We start from the raw sequence: 21,354 nt of genomic DNA, 5'->3' as shown, positions 1-21,354 counted from the left end.
ACCCTATACATAAGGTAAAAATATGCGTTAGTGCGGTAAAATGCAAAAATTTAAATTGTATTTTATTAGTTTTCAACTATTTGAAAAATACATACGCACTAATTTTCGAAAGCGTCAGAAGTCAGGAAATTTTTATGAGATAAAAACAAAATCACCAACTAATTTTGGCATTATTACCAAAATATAGAGGCTGTCCTTTTCGGGAAGCCTCTATATTTTTAAATAAACTCTAATATTCTTACTTATAACAATTTACATGCAAATCATATATTATTGGCTTAACATAGTTTGAAATGATCGGTTGGATTAAAGCCATTAATAGTATGTTGGCAAATAAGTTAAAACAAAAAATCTATCTGTTTTTTAAAGAGTATTTCTTGTCAATCTCAGTTACTAACAACCAACCATCATTGATATCACTACCCATAACACTTGCAATAATCGATAGGCCTATTTTGGTCTTCTTAACCACCGAATAATTGAAATTTACTGTCGCTTTTTAAAATTAATCCAAACCTCATAAAACGCTATACTTAATGCAAAAAAAACTATCAATACGGATCCAGCATAAGAAATTTTCTTGCTTATACTATATGTCTTAGGTTCAAATTTAAATTCGATAATATGTTTACCCTCAGGTATAGCAATTGCTCTCAAAACAAAATTTGCACGGAAGTATGGTGATGGTTTTCCATCAATATATGCATTCCATCCATCTTTATAGTAAATTTCAGAAAAGACTCCAACTTGTACCATTCCAGTATTTGACTCGTAGATTAAATGATTGGGACGATATTTCTTTAAGTTAATTTGAGCCAAAGTGTCGTATTTATAATTACTAGGAATCAAATTGCTATATGATTGATCAACAACAGCTGTATTTTTAGGATCTATTAAGTCTAGGGTTTTAATCTCTTCATCTGCATTTTTTACAACCTTAATATCTTTAATTATCCATACTGAACCATTTGCATAAGGATTTCTAATTGGTGCTGCTTCGGGATTATAGATAATATATTTGGTGTTCAACATATTTAAAGCAGAAATTCGACTCTTTAGGGTGTTCTCAATAATGGTATCGTTATTGCTTTTTAAAGCATTTATTAAACCTTGATATTCATTATTGAGCCTAAAGTCGATCAACTCAGCATATCTCTTTAATTTTGCACCATGATACCCTCCAATAGATTTGTGGTAATATGAGGTTGAAGCATTGGCAAATGGATTATCGAGCGATAATACCCTGTAATCTGTGCCGAAGTTTAAGGTTGTAAAAGCTAAATTCGCTTTTTCAATTTCGTTGTTCCTAATTTTCGATATCTTTTGATTAATGCTCTCATTTAATATCGGATTGTCTTTCATCTCCCAATTCAATATTTGAATATCTGCTACATTAGGCCTAAAGGGAGTGTTTTTATCTTTTGATTTAATCCAGTGGTAACCACTTAAATCATTATTGAGATATCTTTTATCAACCATCCATAAATCAAGCAGTACCAAAACGCCAATTGAAAGAATAAAATAATGCTTTGCAATTTTATTCCGTGTATAAAGAAGGATTAAACCAGAAACCAGAATCATAAAAAAGATAGATCTCAATAGATCAGTTTTGAATATGGCTATTCGCACCTGCTCAATATCCATTTTGATTTGGTTTATTTGTTGAAGTGCCTGAGGGTATAATTGCGACTGTTTGTTAAAATACTCCAACTCATTATTATTAAAAAAGCTAAACCAAAGAGAAGGCAATAGGTAGAAAAGGAAAAATAGTCCAATTGTTGCCCCTATAGAATATATTAGTTTCTTTTTGTTTATTTGGGTATTAAATAATTCATTTAGAAATAGAAGGCCTAGAAGGGGAAAAGATATTTGCACTAAAACCAACATCATTTTTGTATCTCTAAACTTATTGAATAAGGGCATGTAATCGATAAATAAATCGAGAATTGCACTATATTTCCACGATAAAAATACGGCTAGAATAGATACTGCAAAGAAAGCCCACTTAATCGTATCCTTAATAAAAACCAACCCCAACACGAAAAGCAGAAAGATTGTTGCCCCAAAATAAAATGCACCTCCTGTACCAAGTTGTTCTCCCCAATAACTTGGAAAATTAGCAATATCGTTCCTATATTCAGGTGTAACATCACTTAACTTGTCTTTAAAATCGCCTAAACGACCAGATGCTCCACCTTTTATATTTGGAATTGCCAAAGACCAAATCTCGCCATATCCTAAACTATATTCCTTAATATAATCGCGATCAAGCCCTTTTAATTTAGATTTATCATCAGTTTGGTTTGTTGAAATAGTTAAATCGGATTTTCCCCTATTGGTATACTTTGCATATTCGTTTGTTAAAAGCAAATTAGACATGGTAGGAATGATCCCAAGTATTGAAGCAAATAGTAAAAAGGTTGATATTTTTATAAAAGCAGGTACTCGGTGTTCCTTATAAAACCTGTAAAATTCAAAAATGACAATTGCTAGAATTAAAAAAAGCAAGTAATAGGTTTCCTGAATATGGTTTGCGGATAGATGTAAACAAATAAATACACATAACAACAGTCCTCCAATTCGAAAATTCTTTCGATAGGCGTAAACCAAACTTCCAATAATTCCGGGCAACAAAGCAATGGCGTGAACTTTTGTATTATGCCCACCTCCAAGGTAAAGTATATTGATAGTAGAAAAACCAAAAGCAACAGCCCCAATAATACTTAACCATGGATTTACACCAAAGCACAACAATAAAACATAAAAACTTAACATCCCCAGAACCAAATAACCAGTAGGCGCTTTGAATAGCTTAAAAACAATATAGCTTTCTATTGTACTAACAAGGGTTTGATTTTTCATTGAAATCTGGTAGGCAGGCATTCCACTAAATGCAGAATTGGTCCAAAGAGGATCGGTTTTTTCCTCTTGTCGGAAATCATAAATTTCTTTGCTCATTCCAATATACTGGCTAACATCGCTCTGATTCAAACTGTAACCATCAAATTGTGGAGCAAAGAAAACCGAACTAAGTATCACAAAAACGGAAACTGCAACTAAGTATGGTAAAACCACTAAAAACCTCTTCATATATAGACCATTTAGTATTTTAAAACAATAGTATTGGGATTAAATTGAACCTCAAAAATAACTAATAAATGTATGTAAAGTTTTATAAAAAGAATTAAATAAGCATAAACAATAGTATCAACCTATTGAGATTACCTTTTTGGAAAAAAATATTTGCATATAATAAGTTTCCATTTAACTACATTCTATTATATATTAATCTTTTTAGGTTTGATATTCTAATTCAAAAAATGACCTGCACCAGTCTATTTTTGAAATCCTAGGTGGCTCATCTTTCTAGTACTTATAAAATGTGTTTTTCGTTAGTTTTACATTTTGCACTTTTCGAATATCACTAATTTACTTTTGACTATATATGGAATCTCCTCAATTTAATGCTTTAATACTTTAATGTATTTTCAAAGGTGTTTTAGATCAAACATTTTTTTTATTATTTCTTACATATTGATTAAAAAAGAGATTCAGCAAGTGGAGTGCATTCCTTTTCTCCGCTAAATGATCCCCTGATTTCCTCATAAAGTTTAAAAACGCTTGGTTTTTTGAGTATGGAAAAATGGTCTCCTTCAATTGTATGAATCGTTCCTTTATTTATTGAGTAATTAAACCATAATTGAGGGTTCTCAACACCCGAATCGCTCGCTTTAAAATATGTTACTTTTGAGAGAACTGGGCAATATGGAATGTAATTACTACAAGCTCTTAGGAGCGTTCTAGTGAAATTCATATAAGTTATTAATTCATTAATAGTCAGAGTCTCTTGATCTTTAATAGAATATCCGACTACTCCCATTAACCCTCTTTTTACTATTTCCTCGGATACCTCTGAACGCCTAAGTAAATCAATAGTTTTGAACCAAAGTTGTCCAAAGTCTCTGACACCCTCGAAATCTTTGAAAATATCCTGATTGTTAACAAACTGTTTTAACCACTCAATCTCGGATTCAATTGTAAATTCAGGTTTGTAGGAATCTTCCAATCCTCCCGGGGGTATTGAATCAATAATTCCAAGAAAGGATACTCTATCTCCCGATTGTTCGAGTAATCTGGATATCTCAAGGGCTATCGATCCTCCCAGTGACCAACCCATCAAACGGTATTCTCCCGATGACTGAATTTGTCGGATAGATTTCAGGTACTCATGAGCAATTTGCTCAACAGAGATATTATAAGCCTCTAACTTCTTAAACCAAGAAGCTTTTATACCCCATATATTTATCTCATCTTTAGCATGTTGACTAAGTTCTATATATCCATCAACATCCCCGCTCCCATCGTGAATTAGAAATAGATTCTCGCTACATTTTTTACTCTCTTTAAGTAAAACTATATTATCTAAGTACTCTTTTTTTGCAGTTCTATTGATAATACTGGCTAATTGAGATATAGTCGGATTCTTAAATATTTCAACCAAAGGGATGTTAGTATGAAATGTTTTTGTCATTTTACTAACACAGGCGGATGCCCGAAGTGAGTGACCTCCCATTGCAAAAAAGTTGCCCGTCACGCTGAGCTCCTCTGCGGGGATAGCCAGTACCTCCGACCATATTCTTACCAGCTCCGACTCAATGGCGCTTGAGGGCGCTACGTAGCCAGAGCCTGTCCTACGCTCGGGGGTGGGTAGCGATCTCCGGTCCACCTTGCCGTTGCTATTCAGCGGCAGCCTCTCCAGCTCCATATAGGTTGAGGGGAGCATGTAGTCCGGCAGGCTAGCGGCTAGGTGGGTGCGCAGCTCGTCCGGATCAATTCTCCCTTCGCATACGATGTAGGCGCACAGGAATTTTTCTCCGCTATCCTCCCTTGCCAGTACCACCGCCTCTCGTACGCTTTTATGCCTGAGCAGAGCATTTTCTATCTCGCCCAGCTCTATCCTGAACCCCCGGATCTTGACCTGGTGGTCAATCCGGTCCAGGAACTCGATGCTGCCGTCGGGCAGCCAGCGGGCTAAATCGCCGGTCTTGTAAAGGGTATCGCCGTTCAGCTCCCTGTAGGGGTTGGGGATGAAGAGCCCCCGGGTCTTCACCTCGTCATTCAGGTACCCCGCGGATAGCCCATCCCCGGAGATGTATAGCTCCCCCGGGATGTTTACCGGGCACAGGTTCATCCCCTTATCCAGCACGATCAGCGATGCGTTCGCTATCGGCGTGCCGATCGGGATGCTCTGTAGGGTCTGGTAGTACGCCATGCGACCCCTGTCGATCTCGTGGACAGCCGCCATGATGGTGGCCTCGGTTGGACCGTACATGTTGAATATCCGGCAATGCGGGTTTACGTGGCTGATAAACCGGGTGACCATCTCGGCGGTGAGCTTCTCCGCACCGGGGATGAGCATCCGGAGCGATTCTAGGCGCTTGCCATGCTGCAGCACGGCGTTGAACCACGATGGCGTCCCGTGCAGGATGGTGATGCGGTTGGCGGTTATGAAGTCGTAGACCCGCATCGGGTCCAGCAGGAGCTCCTTAGGAACAATGTAGAGAGAGGATCCCGAGGTGAGCGCGATGAAGATCTCCCAGACGGACCAGTCGAAGTGGTACGATAGGTTCTGCAGCACCCGATCCTCCGGCAGCAGCCCGATCGCATCGAACCCCCAGTGCGCCAGCGGGCAGAAGCTCCCGTGCGAGATCGGAACCCCCTTGGGGATTCCCGTTGAGCCCGAGGTGAAGATGATGTACGCAAGGCTCGCTACCTCGCCGTACGACGGTAGGCTGGAGGAGTCCTCCTCCGCGTATAGCCCCTCGGTCAGGTCGATGGGGATGACCCTGCCCGCGGGCAGCTGCGCAGGATGGCCCTCGATAAGATGCCGCTGGGTGAGCACGAGCTCTGCCCCGGTGTCCCTAAGGATGTAATCCACCCGCTCCTGCGGGTAGCCGGTATCCATGGGCACGTAGGCGCCCCCGGCCTTGAGCACGGCTAGGATGCCGATCACCATCTCCAAGCTCCTCTCCAGGTACAGGGCGATGGGGATACCCTCGGTGAGGGCTCGCTTCGCCCTTACCTCGTACTGCGACCGAATGTGCCGAGCCAGCTGGTTGCTCCGCGCGTCGAGATCATGGTAGGTTAGCCGCTGCTGCCCGTAGACCAGTGCTAGGCCATCCGGTGTCCGCTGCGCCTGCTCCCCGAAGAGCTGGTGGATCGTTTTGTCCTTCGGGTAACTGGTGCTGGTCCCGTTGAACTCGTACAGCAGCTTTCGCCGCTCCCCCTCCGATACGATCTCAACATCGCTCAGCCTCTCCCCAAGCCTTCCCGGGAGTTGTCCCAGTATTTGCTGGAAATACCCTATAAATCGCTCTACGGTTTCGGGTTCGAATAATTTAGAGCAATAGCTGAAATTCATGAGCAGCTGCTCGCCATAATCAACGGCGGTAAGGGTTAGGTCAAACTTGGATATGCTAGGTGTATGTACAAGAGCATCACCGCCCACTTCCGCTAGTTCCCCCGTGTACTCAGACTGGTTGAGCAGGTTGAGCATCACATCAAACACTGGGTTGCGACCCACATCACGAGTCACCGAGAGGCGTTCAACCAAACTCTCGAAAGGGTAGTCCTGATGCTCGAAGGCCTCTAGGCTACTCTGCTTAATCCCATCCATGAAACCCTTAACTGTCATGCTCCCGTCCACCAGGATGCGCATGGCCAGCGTGCTCACGAACATCCCCACAACACCCTCGAGATCCGCATGGCTACGCCCGGCCACAGGAGTTCCAATGACGATGTCGTCCTGACCGCTCAGTTTGGACAGCAGCACCGCATACGATGATAGCAGCACCATATAGAGGGTTAACCCCTGATTCGCAGCTACCGATTTCAACCCTGCCGTCACGCTACCTTCGAGCACAAAGTTGACCGATCTCCCCTCGAAGTTCTGTACGGTCGGTCGTGAATGGTCGGTAGGTAGGCTTAGAGGGGACAATTCCCCGCTAAAACGTTTCAGCCAGTAGGTCTCCTGCTCCTTCACCCGCTCACGCTGAGCAGGACTGTTCTGCCACTCAGAGTAGTCCTTGTACTGTAGGCGGAGCAAATCCAGTTCAACCCCCTGGTGTAGTGCCAAGAACTCCCGCTCAAGGATGGCCTGAGAGACCCCATCATTAATGATATGATGAGTATCTATAAATAGTAAAGGGTCTGAATTAGTTACATTAACTAGCATTACTCTGATTAAAGGAGCTTCACTAAGGTTAAATGGTTTAACGTATTTACTAAATAGATTTTCAATCTCTGACTGTGTAATTTGAATTTCTTGGATATCTAACTCAACACTTTTATGTATAAACTGAACAGGTTCGTCTTCAATGATTACAAAACTGGTTCGGAAACTTTCGTGGCGAACAATAAGTTGTTTAATTATCTGCTCTATTTTATTTTTATCAAAATCGCTACTTAGCGATATGAAGTATGGCATGTTGTAGATGGTAGAACTTGAGTCCATCTCCTGTAACACATAAATACGTTTTTGAGCAGAGGAAAGGGCATAGTAAACCTTTTCTGAACTTTTGGGAATCGAGACATAATCAACTCCAATATTGCTCCCCAACTGCTTCGCCTGCTCTCTAACAGTAGGATTCTGAAATACATCACTTAAGGGCAGTCTTACTCCAAGTTCACGGTGAATCCTGCTAACCAAAACTGTAGCTTTCAGTGAGTGTCCCCCAATTGCAAAAAAGTTGCCCGTCACGCTGAGCTCCTCTGCGGGGATAGCCAGTACCTCCGACCATATTCTTACCAGCTCAGCCTCAATGACGGTTGAAGGTGCTACGTAGCCAGTGCCTGTCCTATGCTCGGGTGAGGGTAGCGATCTACGATCCACCTTACCATTGCTATTCAACGGTAGCTTCTCAAGCTCCATATAGGTTGATGGGAGCATATAGTTTGGGAGGCTAACTGCTAGATGAGCGCGTAGTTCGTCCACATCAATTTTTCCTTCGCATACGATATATGCGCATAAATTTTTTTCTCCATTATCCTCTCTTACTATTACTAGGGCTTCCCGTATACTTTTATGCCTGAGCAGAGCACTTTCTATCTCGCCCAGTTCTATCCTAAACCCCCGGATCTTGACTTGATGGTCAATTCTGTCAAGAAACTCGATGTTGCCATCGGGCAGCCAGCGAACCAAATCACCAGTCTTGTATAGAATATCCCCTTTTATCTCCTTGTAGACATTGGGGATGAATAGCCTCCGGGTCTTCACCTCGTCATTCAGGTACCCCGCTGATAACGAATCCCCGGAGATGTATAATTCCCCTGAGATGTTTTCGGGGCACAGTTTCATCCCCTTATCCAGCACGATAAGCGATGAGTTTGCTATTGGCTTGCCGATCGGGATGCTCTGTAGGGTTTGGTAGTACGCCATGCGGCCCCTGTCGATCTCGTGGACAGCCGCCATGATGGTGGCCTCGGTTGGACCGTACATGTTGAATATCCGGCAATGCGGGTTTACGTGACTGATAAACCGGGAGACCATCGCCGCAGTGAGTTTCTCTGCACCGGGAATGAGCATCCGGAGAGATTCTAACCTAATGCCATTCTGCAGCACGGCGTTGAACCACGAGGGTGTCCCATGCAGGATGGTTATGCGGTTGGCGTTTATGAAATCATAAACCTGCATCGGGTCTAGCAGGAGCTCCTTGGGCACAATATATAGGGAGGACCCTGAGGTAAGTGTGATGAAGATCTCCCAAACAGACCAGTCGAAGTAGTACGATAGGTTCTGTAGCACCCGATCCTCCGGCAGCAATCCGATCGCATCGAACCCCCAGTACGCCAGCGGGCAAAAGTTACCGTGCGAGATGGGAACTCCCTTGGGAATCCCTGTGGAGCCGGAGGTATAGATGATGTACGCAAGATCCGTTGCCTTGCCATACTGCGGCAGGCTTGAGGAATTCTCCTCTGCGTATAGCCTTTCTGTCAGGTCGATGGGAATGGCCTTTCCCGCCGGCAGCCACACGTGATGACCTTCAATTAGGGGTTGCTGGGTGAGCACAAGCTCCACCCCGGTATCCTTGAGGATATAGTTCACCCGCTCCTGCGGGTAGCTGGTATCCATGGGCACGTAGGCACCCCCGGCCTTCAGCACGGCAAGGATGCCGATCACCATCTCCAAACTCCTCTCCAGGTATAGGGCGATGGGGATACCCTCGGTGAGGGCTCGCTTCGCCCTTACCTCGTACTGCGACCGAATGTGCCGAGCCAGCTGGTTACTCCGCTCATCGAGATCATGATAGGTTAGTTTCTGCTGTCCATAAACCAAAGCTAGTCCATTTGGAGTCCGCTGCGCCTGCTCCCCGAAGAGCTGGTGGATCGTTTTGTCCGTCGGGTAATCTGTTTTTGTTCCGTTGAACTCGTACAGCAACTTTCGCCGCTCCTGCTCCGATACGATCTCAACATCGCATAGCCTCTCCCCGAGCATTCCCGGGAGCTGCCCCAGTATTTGCCGGAAGTACCCGATGAATCGCTCTATGGTTTCGGGTTTGAAAAGTTTAGTACAATAATCAAAACTTAATAAAAGTTGTTCCCCAAAGTCCATCGCCGTTATAGTGAGATCGAACTTAGATATATAAGGCTTATGTACAAGAGTATCTTCACTCATCTCTGTTAGATCTCCACTATACTCAGATTGGTTGAGCATATTGAACATCACATTAAACAATGGATTACGGCTAAGGTCTCTACTTAACGCGACCCGTTCAACCAACTCTTCAAATGGGTAATCTTGATTTTCAAATGCATTTAAAGACTGTTGCCTAATGCTTTCGGCAAAGTTTTTTATGGTTTGCTCTACATTTACTTTGCATCTAATAGCAATTGTATTAATAAAAAGACCTACAATGTTTGCTAAATTATTATGGCGTCTACCGGCAATTGGAACCCCAATAATGATATCCTCCTGTCCAGTAAGTTTTGAAAGTAAAATCGAATAGATCATTAGTATTGACATGAATAACGTTAACTCGTTATCCCTAGCAAACGTCCTAACCAAATTAGTTTCATCCTTTGTTAATGCAATTTGAAATATTGCCCCTTCAACACTTTGTATTGTAGGACGGGTAAAATCCATAGGTAAATCGAGTACAGGAAGTTCTCCAGAGAATTGAGAGAGCCAGAATGCTTCCTGCTCTTTTATCTTAATCTTCTGATCTTGGTTATTATGCCATACAGCAAAGTCTTTATATTGTATACGGAGAGGTAATAGTGATTGACCTAAAAATAACTTAAAAAACTCCTGCTCTAAAATAGAATGTGAGGTTCCATCAGTAATTATATGGTGCATATCTATTAAGAGAGTGATATTGTCACTGAGTGATCTTAAAATTGTAACTCTTATTAAAGGAACTTGTCCTAAATCAAAAGGGGTTATAAATTCTTCAATAATATTTAACTCATCAGTTACATATTCGCTTATTTTAAAATCCAAGTTTTTGTGAACTCGTTGAACAGGAATATCGTTAATTAAATGAAAACTTGTTCGTAAACTTTCATGACGGGCTATTAATTTTTTAAATATTTCCTCGATTGATTCTTTATTTATATCATTACCTATTTGAATAAAATAAGGCATGTTATATGCCTTAGAATTTAAATCCAACTGTTGTAATAAAAACAAACGTTTCTGAGAAGAGGAAAGAAGATAATACTCCTTTTTCTCAACATTATTTATTACTTTATAAATATTCTTTTTTTTGCAAATTTTTAAAAGTTCTTCTTTGTGAAGTTTTAATTCTTCAATTAAATTATTTGTCAAAACACCCTTAGGTGCTTTAATTTTCAGTTCATCGTTAACAATACTTATAGTTACATTTAATGCAATTAATTTCTCAAATAATGATGTCGCAACGCTATTGCTTTCCATATTTATTGTTTTTCTAGATTATTCAAATCGAATAAATGCTATTACTTAATTTGCCTGTGTAGTATTAAAATATCATTTCGAAACATGAAATGGGATTAAATAGAAATCTCATCAAAATCTCCATCTACATTGACTTCAATATCATTTTTAATTAATTCGGAAATTTTATTAATTGTAGGGTTATTAAAAAATTCGTTTAGCCTAATCTCAACATTCATTTCTTCATATAATCTATTGGCAAATATTGTAGCACGTAGGGAATGACCACCAATTTCGAAGAAATTAGCATTTATACTAATTTGCTCTTGAGGTATGTTTAGGATTTCTGACCAAATTCGGACTAATTTTTTTTGTGTTTCATTTGATGGCGGGCAATATTCATTATCAATGCTTATTTCTGGTATTGGTAATGCTTTTTTATCAACTTTTCCATTTATTGTTAAAGGAATCTTATCAATTTGGACAAAATAGGAAGGAATCATATACTCTGGCAATTTTTCAAAAATAAAATCTCGTATAATTGCGATTGTAAAGTTCATATTATCATTCGGGACAATATAAGCACAGATGTAACTTTCATTGTTTTCTGTTCTTTTAATAACAACACAATCCTTTACACTACTGTGTTCTAAAATACTTCGCTCAATTTCGCCAAGTTCAACCCTGAATCCTCTGATTTTTACCTGATTATCAATACGTCCTATAAATTCGATATTTCCATCCAATAACCATCGTGCCAAATCCCCTGTCCGATATAACCTTTCTCCAATATTAAATGGATTATTTATAAACTTATCATGAGTCATCTCTGGGTTATTTATGTAACCCACAGCCAAACCATCTCCACCAACAAATAACTCTCCCACAATTCCAGTTGGTTGCAATTTACTGCTCTTATCTAGTATATAAGCAGTTGAATTATTTATTGGTTTACCAATTGGTATATCTCCAGATATATCGCTTGGGATTTGATATGTAGTTGAGAATGTTGTATTTTCTGTAGGCCCATAGCAATTTATCACTTGTATATCTGAATTGTTTTCATATGCTATTTTCACATGTTTAAATGATACAATATCACCGCCTACAAGCAAATATTTTATCCCTAAAAAAACATCTTTTTTCTCTTGTATTATTTGATTGAACAATGATGAGCTCAACCAAAGTGTATTGATGTTATTTTCAACAATTGCTGAACTCAATTTATTTACGTTCAATATGGTTTCCTTTTCTACCATAACCAATTTACCACCATTCAGTAATGTCCCCCAAATTTCAAAGGTTGTGGCGTCAAATACAGGCGCACCTGTTTGAAGTATTACCGTATCTTGTGTTAGCATAGTATAATTAACATCTTTAACCAACCTAACAACTCCCTGCTGTTTAACCAGTACTCCCTTTGGTTTTCCTGTTGATCCTGAAGTGTACATAATATAGGCATAGGGACAATACTCTGACGGTTTTACATCTACCTTGTTTTTGGTTTTTATAACGCCACCAATATCAATCAAATTGTATTGTTTTGGAATACCATCTCCTAATCCACTTCCCACTAAAACTGATTGTACATTGCAATCTTTAACCATGTATTCTAAACGAGAAGGTGGATAATCGATATCAAGGGGTAAATAGATACAACCACACTTTAAAATTGATAATATTCCTATTATCATCTCAGGTGTTCGATCAACCAATAAGCCAACAATGCTATTAGGAAGAATACCTTTTTTTATTAAATGAGAAGCTAACAAATCACTCAGATAATCGAGATCAGCGTATGATATTTTTATATCTCCATAAACTAAAGCCGTTTTGGCTGGGTATTTATTAGCTTGTTCCCTGAATATTTGATGGATTGATTTATCTCGTGGGTAGTTAGTTTTAGTATTATTAAATTCGGAAATAATTTCTTGCTTTTCTTCTGGTGTAATTATTTCAATTGAAGAAAATTTATCATCAACATTAAATAAAGTGCCTTTAAGTACTAATACAAATAAATCGGCAATTCTCTTTATTGATTCAAGATAGTAGCATGAAGGGTTATATAAAATCTTAAACAATTTTTTATTCTCGTTGAAATCGAAAGAAAATACAAGATTAATTTCAATTTCTTCAAGATATTTTAAATCATGAATGCCTTCAATCATTAAGGCAATTTCAAATAATGGAAAGTAATTATTTTTATTATCTACCTCCAGTTGGTTAGCTAATAACTCAATTGGATAGTTTGCATTACTATCAGCATCTTTAATTCCATTTTTTATTTTTATAAGTAGTTGTTTGAAAGTATCATTTTTATCAATCTTTTCGCGTATTGGTAATATTTTATTTATTAAATCTTCTGATTTATCGATTTTATATACTGGTGTACCAATTATAATATCGTCGTCCCCTGTTGATTTATTAATAAAAATAAATAGGCAAGTCATTAAAATCATATGTAATGCATCATTCGACCCTTTGCTTATTATTAATAAACGTTCGGCGATTTCTATGGGTATTTCTGTATGATATGCATTAAGGTTTATATTTTCTGATATTTTATTAAGGTCGTATGGAAGTGTTGATTTAGAAAGGCTCCCCGAAAGTTTTTCGATCCAATATTTCTTCTCTTTCACATTTTGATTTGCAACAATGTTCAATTGTTCCGAAAAATTGCTATTTCTCATATTCGTCATTTTTATATTAGAATTCAAAAAATGTAATTGGCATTGATTTTATTAGCAGAAAAGATATGTATTGTTAGGCTCTGCATTATAATTTTAAGATACTAGATTGGGTTGCACATTTTCATTAATAATAATTAATGTTTGTTAAATCTCAAAATCTATTTCACCTTTTCGAGGAGTTATAGCCTGTAAATCGTGAGAAACATTAATATCATTAAGTGTTGTAGTAAGATCTTGGGTAATTGCTTTTACTATTTCGATAAAATAGTTTGAATAACGAATAATAGTGTCATTCTTAAATTTAGAGCCATCGTAATATATAGAAATATCAATGCTTTCTTGATATGATTTACATGAAAACAGCAAATCGCATTTAGGGCTATTATTAATACTTTCAATACCCCTTTCAATATCGTAATCAAGATTTACCTCATTATCTCTTAAGTCGGTTGCTGTAAACATTACATTAAACAAACTCCTATCCTTACATTTATGAAAATCCATTAAATCCTCTATCAATTTATCATATTGATAATCCTGATTATCGAAAGCAATTATGCACTTCTCTTTTACATCATTAAGGTATTCTACAATTTTTTTATTCCCATCGGAGAATAATCGGAGGGCAATTGTATTAACAAAAAAACCAAAAATATCCGTTAAATCATTATGTGTTCTACCAGATACGGGTATTCCAACAACAATATCATTTTCGCTGGAAATTTTTCTTATCAGAATGCTTGTTATTGTTAGCATCAATGAAAATACTGTTACCTTCTCACGCGAAGTTATACTATATAGTGAACTTGCTAGGTTTCCATCGATTTTGAAGTTTACAATCTTTTCTTTTTTGTTAACATTTTCTGTATTATCATATGGCAAATTCAACCTTGGTATTCTATCTTTATAAACATCTAACCAGTAACGACCCTGTTTATTAACCAATTCGGTTTTGAGCAGCTGGTTGTTCCAGTAAGCAAAATCTTTATACTGTAATTTTAATTTTTTTAAGGGTTTATTTTCAATCAAAAAATTAATTTCTTTTGTAAACATATCCACTGAGTATTCATCAATAATTATATGATGCATATCAATGACCAATACATTACTATTCTTACGTTGAAATAGGATAGCTCTAACAAGGGGTGGTTTTGCTAAATCGAATGGTTTTATAAAATTACTTATAATATCATCTAAATTTTCTTTATCGTCATTATAACATTGAATACTAACATTTATATTATCATATATTTTTTGAACCGGAATATTATTAACATACTCAAAACCAGAATGTAAAATTTCGTGTCGCTGTATAATTTTATTTAAAGCATCCGAAATATCCTGAACCTCACAGTTCTTATAAATGGGGATTTGAGTAAAAACATTATACATAATGCTGTCCCTATTTATTTGCTGGATAACAAATACCCTTTTCTGCTGTGCAGAGAGTGAATAGTACTCTCTTTTTTCTATACTCTTAATTGATTCAAATTGACTGTATTTATTTTTTACGATAAGCTGCGCAATATCTTTTATTGTTGGATTTGATAAGAAATCACGCATAGAAATACGAACATTAAACTCTTTATGAATCTTGGCAAGTACAAATATTGCTTTTAAGGAATGTCCTCCAATTGCAAAAAAGATGGATTTTGTACTAATCTTTTCTTTACCAATATTCAACACCTCCGACCATATTTCGACAAGTTTCGCTTCAATTTCATTAGAAGGGGCAATATAGTCTTCTCCAACTTTAATCTCTGGTTCTGGGAGTGCTTTATTATCCAACTTTCCATTAGAGGTTAAAGGTAGTTTGTCCAGTCGAACGTAGTATGATGGAACCATATAATCAGGCAACTTTGCCGATAAGAAGTTCCGCATTTCAAGCACATTAATATCTTCTGCTGAAACGTAGTAGGCTATTAGGTATTTATCACCCTCTTTTTCTTTGGCGATGACCACTGCCTCATTGATTTTGTGATGGGATATGAGTTGACTCTCTATTTCTCCGAGTTCAACTCTGAATCCTCTCAGCTGCACCTGATGATCAATCCTTCCAATATATTCTATGTCCCCTGTGTGAAGAACTCGTCCAAGATCGCCAGATCTGTATAACCTTTCCTCTGAATTATATGGGTTTATGATGAATTTTGAATCTGTAAGCTCCTTTTTCCCAAGGTATCCACGTGCAACACCTGCACCACCTACATATATCTCCCCAATAATCCCATTGGGCAACAGTTTTTGGTATTTATCAAAAATATACACCGATAATGTTGGGATTGGTTTTCCTACATTACTTATATTGTTGGTGATTTCATAATCTCCAATCTCTTTATAAGTCACGTGTACGGTGGTTTCCGTTATCCCAAACATGTTTATAAGTTTTGTGCTAGGGTAACGAAGTTTCCACTTTTCTAATTTTCCAGGACTTAATGCCTCCCCTCCGAATATTACATACCTCAGTGATAGTAATTTATGGGGAATTGCAAGTTCCTCTTGGGATAGGTTGTAGAATGCACTTGGTGTCTGGTTGAGTACGGTTACTTTTTCTTCTCTTAGTATTGTTAAGTAGGCCAAAGTATCCATTGCAATCAATTTAGGTATTACAACCAACTTTCCTCCGAAAAGGAGGGCTCCATATATCTCCCATACGCTAAAATCGAAGCAATGACTATGAAACATAGTCCAAACATCATCAGAGTCAAAGTCAAACTGAAACTTCTCATTAAAAAATAACCTGACAACATTTCTGTGCTCTACCATCACCCCTTTAGGATTCCCTGTTGTTCCTGACGTGTAAATTACATAACAAAGATCTGAAGGTTTATTTACGTTCTGGATGTCACGGGTTTTATTAGATTCGGCCTCTAAATCTTCTACACAAAGGGTGTTAATATTCTTACCAGAACTAACCTTTTGATCCTTGGTGGTTAGTATGGTAGTTGTTCCGCTATCATTTATAAGGTATTGCTTACGATCCTCGGGGTAGCTTACATCGATAGGTAGGTAGGCTCCGCCCGCTTTTAGAATGGATATCATACCTATAACGGTCTCTATGGAGCGATCCATTAGCAATCCAACTACATCATCGGGTTTAACCCCATTGTCCCTCAGGACATTCGCTATTCTATCTGTCCTCTCATTCAGCTCAACATATGTAATACATTGATTATTAAGTTTTATTGCAATATTATCTGGAGTTCTTGTTGCTTGAGACTTAAATAGCTCATGAACAGTTTTATCCTTGGGATAGTCAATATTGGTGAAATTCAAATCGAATAGTAGCTGATGCTTATCTTGGTCAGAGGTTATTTCAATATCAGCTATTCTGATATTAGGTTTTTGTGCAACCTGATTGATTATCCTTTTAAAATACTTTATAAATCTATCGATTGTTGATGGTTTAAAACGATCACAGAAGTATTCAAACTCACATACTATGATATCATTATATTTTTTTACATTGAATGTTAAATCAAACTTTGCTTCTAAATCAAGATGATTATTCAACCTAACTTTATTCCACTCTAATTCCTCGCAATTTACATTTGTCTCAAGATAATTAAATATAACATCGAACAATGGATTTCTACCCGGAATTCGTGCGAATGAGATATTGCTAATTAAATCCTCTAATGGGTAATCCTGATTATCAAGAGCCTTTATAACACAATTTCTAACAACCTCAAAAAAACCTGTAATTGTAATTTCTTTTTCAAAAGGGATTCTCAGCACTAATGTATTGACAAACATTCCTAGCATATCCATCAAATCCTCACGCTGTCTTCCTGCCACAGGAATACTCACAATTATATCCTCCTGATTTGTTATTTTATTCAGGAAAATATTAAAGAAACCAAAGGTGGTAGAGAACAGGGTTCTACCATCTTTACAAAAAGACTCAATAGTTCTTATCTCCTCATCGTTTAACTTAAAGGAAACCATTTTTCCTCTTTTATCAAGAAAGGAAACTGGTTTAGTGTCGTATGGAAGTTCGAGTGAGGTTATTTCATCGGAATATAGATCAAGCCAATACTGTTCCTGCTTTTTATAGTAAGGGGTTTCAATAATTGAATTAACCCATTCCGAATAATCCTTAAATTGAAGTTTAATTTCAGGTAATTTTACATTATCAAGTAGGCAATTTAATTCTTTCTCAACAACAACCAATGATTGAGCATCGGTAATAATATGAGGTTGATCAATAAGTATGCTCGAAGAGGCATCATTTACGATATAGGCTACTCTAATTAAAGTTCCGCTAGATAAATTAAATGGCCTTATGAATTTTTCAGTGATTTGCTGAAAAGATATGGTACTTAAATCATAATAATCAATATTGATACTTAGGTTTTGGTTAACTACTTGAAATGGTATGCCAATTTCTTCAATAAAATTAGTTCGTAATATTTCATACCGTGCAATTATTGTATTAATAGCAGATGAGATTTCGTTTAAGGAGTAGACCTTACTCAAATGAATTTCATAGGGTGTATTATAAGAGGTGCACTTAGAGTTTAGCTGATAAAAATAGTACATCTGCCTCTGAATGATTGTTAATGGATATGAACGCTTTGGTATGGCAGGTACTATTTCAATATATTTTTCTTTGCTATTTGATTCAACCTTTTGAGCAAGCTTTTTGATTGTAAGGCATTTAAAGAAATCACTTAAGCCAATTCTAACACCTAATTCTTTTTCTATTCGGGCAATACACCTTGCTGCTTTTAATGAATGACCACCGAGTTGAAAGAAGCTAGAATTGAGGCTAATTTTATTAGCATTAGCTCTTAAAACATCAGACCAGATGGAAAGCAATTTTTCCTCTGTTTTGTTACTTGGGGTTTCAAAATCATTATCTATTTTAATTTCTGGGGCAGGTAATTCTTTCCGATTAATCTTACCATTGATAGTTAGAGGGAATTTATCTAGCAGAACAAAATATGACGGAATCATATATATCGGTAAATTCTTGGAAATATAACTCCTAATGCTTTCAATTGAAAAGTCTTGAGGATCAGCAGCGACTATATATGCACAAATGTAATCCTCCTGATTATCTGTCCTTTTTAACACAACACAATCACTTACACTAGACTGCTCTAAAATGCTTCTCTCAATTTCTCCAAGTTCGATACGAAACCCTCTAATTTTTACCTGATTATCTATGCGACCTATAAACTCAATATCTCCATCAGCAAGCCAACGTGCTAAATCACCTGTTCTGTATAGTTTCTCTCCTAAAATAAAAGGGTTATCAACAAATTTATCGTGAGTCATTTCCGGGTTATTCAGGTAACCCGCGGATAGACCATCCCCACCAACAAATAGTTCGCCAACTATTCCAATGGGTTGCAAAGTTTTTTGTTCACTTAAAATGTAACAAACTGAGTTAGATATAGGTTTACCGATGGGTATTGATGTGTATTCAGCTTCTTTAATTAAAAAGGTGGTGCTAAATGTTGTATTCTCTGTTGGCCCATAACCGTTAATTATTTTCAATTTTGGGTTATCTAGCATTGCTTTTTGTATATGGATTGGAGATAAAATGTCACCCCCTACCAATAACCACTTTATTGGTTTAAATATACTACTATCTTCCTGTATTAACTGGTTAAAAAATGCTGAACTGAGCCATAGGGTGTTTACATTTTGATTAGATAATGCTTTACCTAATCGGTTAGTATTTACTAATTCCTCTTTTTCAGTTAAAACTAACTTCCCCCCATTTAAAAGTGCTCCCCACATTTCAAAAGTTGTAGCGTCAAATACAACTGCACCGGTCTGTAGTATTACTGTTTCTTCCGATAAGGGTACATAATTATTATTCTTAACCAATCGTACAATTCCACTTTGCTTAACCAATACCCCTTTGGGTCTACCCGTTGATCCCGATGTGTACATAATGTATGCATAGGGACAATATTCTAAGGGATCTCTATTTATTCGACTTTTAGTATTTAAAAATTCATTTATATCAATCAATTTGCAGAGTTTGGATATACTCTTTCCAAGTCCATTTCCTGCTAAAACTAATTGTGTATCACAATCTTTTAACATATGCTCCATCCGAGAGGTTGGATAATCTGCATCAAGAGGTAGATAAATACAGTTACACTTTAAAATAGATAATATTCCTATTACCATTTCCGGTGTTCTATCAACTAATAAACCAACAACACTAAATGAAACAAGACCTTCCTCAATTAAATTATTTGATAATATATCACTTAGATTATCAAGTTCAGAGTATGTAATTTTTATATTTCCAAAAACTAAAGCAACCTTATTAGGATATTTAATTACCTGTTCATTAAATAATTTATTAATTGGAGTTTCAGTATTAAAACTATTCCGTGAGTTGTTAAACTGGTATAAAATTTCTTGCCTTTCTTCATTAGTGATTAATTCTACTTTTGAAATAGTTTCATCCAAGTCCTCACAAATTTGGACAATAATACTCTTAAAATAACTAATAAACCGCTCTATAGTTGATGAATAAAAGGCTGATGGTAAATAACTAAATTTAAGTACAAATTCGTTTTTATGTCTTTCAACAAAAAGTCCCAAATCATAATTAGTAAAATCATTGCAATATGATTCACTATAATTAAACTCAGATTTCCAATCTACTTTAATATCATTTTCAATTTCAGAATAACTGTAAATACAACTGATTGCAGAATCTGTTAAGTTTTCCTTTTCAAATAAAACAAAAGGAATATTATGAAATTCAAAAATGGTATTTACTTTGTTTTCAATATCTTTAATAAAACGATTGGCTGTTTCATCATTATTTACTTTCATTATTACAGGTAACAAGTTGGTAAAGTTTCCAATTGTATTTTTGCGATTTACCTGATTGTAATCCTGAACACCAATAGTAATTTCCTCATTTCGAGTTATTTTTCTCAATAAGATATTAAAAACAGCTAAGAATACATGCAGATAAGAGCGTTTCGATTTATCAACAATTATTTTTATTTTGGTTACCAAATGTTTATCCAATAGAATATCAATACATTTTGTTAGTTGTAATTCGCTATTTTTTTTATAATTATCTACTGGTAATTCAAGTTGAAATGAGGTGTCATTTATTTCATTACGCCAAAAATCGATACTGCTTCTATAAGTACCATCAACGATACTTTCATTCTGTTTGATAGCAAAATCTTTATATTGAACTTGAATATTAGGGAGTTCTTTTTTATTTATTAATTCTAGAATTTCTTTTCTAATAATTTGAAATGAGTAATTATCAAATATTATACTATGAAAATCAAGTAATAGAATATTTTCATTGCTATCTAATTCTATAAATGCAGCCCTGAATAATGGGGCATTGGCAAGATTAAAAGGTCTTACAAATTTAAGTTTGTATTTTTTAAACTCTAATAAATTTAATTTTAAATGTCTAATTTTAAGATTAATCGCATCATGAATAAGTTGATAAACAATACCGTTTTCTTCACCGAAACTTGTACGTAATATTTCATGTCTTGAAATTATCACATTTAACAAAATTTCAATTTCATAATTACTCTCTTCAAATGGCAATTCCAGAGTAATCCTTTTATTGAAAAATAAACTTTGGGGATTCGCTTTATTCTGAAAATAAATACTCTTTTGTACCCATGAGGTAGGATATTTCATATTTGAAGATAGGGTCATGATTTTAATATTATCAAAAAAATCTATTGATTTACATTATTATCATTAGTATTTTAATGCTATAGAGCAATAGTTTTA

Annotated in this window: 5 protein-coding genes; 1 reads left to right on the top strand and 4 read right to left on the bottom strand. The window is 36.7% G+C overall.

Features of this window, described 5'->3' with window-relative positions; all coding sequences use genetic code 11:
• The first annotated feature begins 293 nt into the window (after positions 1-293).
• The gene (locus HOO91_06435; protein NOU17180.1) at positions 294-479 is read left to right on the top strand and encodes a hypothetical protein; all 186 of its coding nucleotides are present in this window, start codon (positions 294-296) and stop codon (positions 477-479) included.
• Positions 480-486: 7 nt separating this feature from the next.
• Here the strand turns inward: HOO91_06435 and HOO91_06430 are convergent, their stop codons facing one another.
• The 4 genes from HOO91_06430 to HOO91_06415 form a co-directional block, all read right to left on the bottom strand.
• Positions 487-3,090, bottom strand: a complete 2,604-nt coding sequence (locus HOO91_06430; protein NOU17179.1) for a hypothetical protein — start codon at positions 3,088-3,090, stop codon at positions 487-489.
• Between the two features lie 448 nt (positions 3,091-3,538).
• On the bottom strand, positions 3,539-10,933 hold the full coding sequence (locus tag HOO91_06425; protein ID NOU17178.1) for an amino acid adenylation domain-containing protein: 7,395 nt from the start codon (positions 10,931-10,933) through the stop codon (positions 3,539-3,541).
• Between the two features lie 95 nt (positions 10,934-11,028).
• Positions 11,029-13,602, bottom strand: coding sequence for a non-ribosomal peptide synthetase (locus HOO91_06420; GenBank protein ID NOU17177.1), 2,574 nt, complete (start codon positions 13,600-13,602; stop codon positions 11,029-11,031).
• Positions 13,603-13,746: 144 nt separating this feature from the next.
• A complete protein-coding gene (locus HOO91_06415) occupies positions 13,747-21,276 on the bottom strand; it encodes an amino acid adenylation domain-containing protein (protein ID NOU17176.1) in 7,530 nt (2,509 codons plus the stop codon).
• Positions 21,277-21,354: the final 78 nt, after the last annotated feature.

Source organism: Bacteroidales bacterium, from assembly GCA_013141385.1.
Classification (GTDB): Bacteria; Bacteroidota; Bacteroidia; order Bacteroidales; family Tenuifilaceae; genus UBA8529.
The sequence above is the reverse complement of the archived record's forward strand: the minus strand, read 5'-3'. Positions and strand labels throughout refer to the sequence as shown.

Bases quoted from the DNA above. Each gene is read 5' to 3' on its own strand.
- HOO91_06435 (NOU17180.1), top strand. From the start codon at position 294: ATGATCGGTTGGATTAAAGCCATTAATAGTATGTTGGCAAATAAGTTA.
- HOO91_06430 (NOU17179.1), bottom strand. From the start codon at position 3,090: ATGAAGAGGTTTTTAGTGGTTTTACCATACTTAGTTGCAGTTTCCGTT.
- HOO91_06425 (NOU17178.1), bottom strand. From the start codon at position 10,933: ATGGAAAGCAATAGCGTTGCGACATCATTATTTGAGAAATTAATTGCA.
- HOO91_06420 (NOU17177.1), bottom strand. From the start codon at position 13,602: ATGAGAAATAGCAATTTTTCGGAACAATTGAACATTGTTGCAAATCAA.
- HOO91_06415 (NOU17176.1), bottom strand. From the start codon at position 21,276: ATGACCCTATCTTCAAATATGAAATATCCTACCTCATGGGTACAAAAG.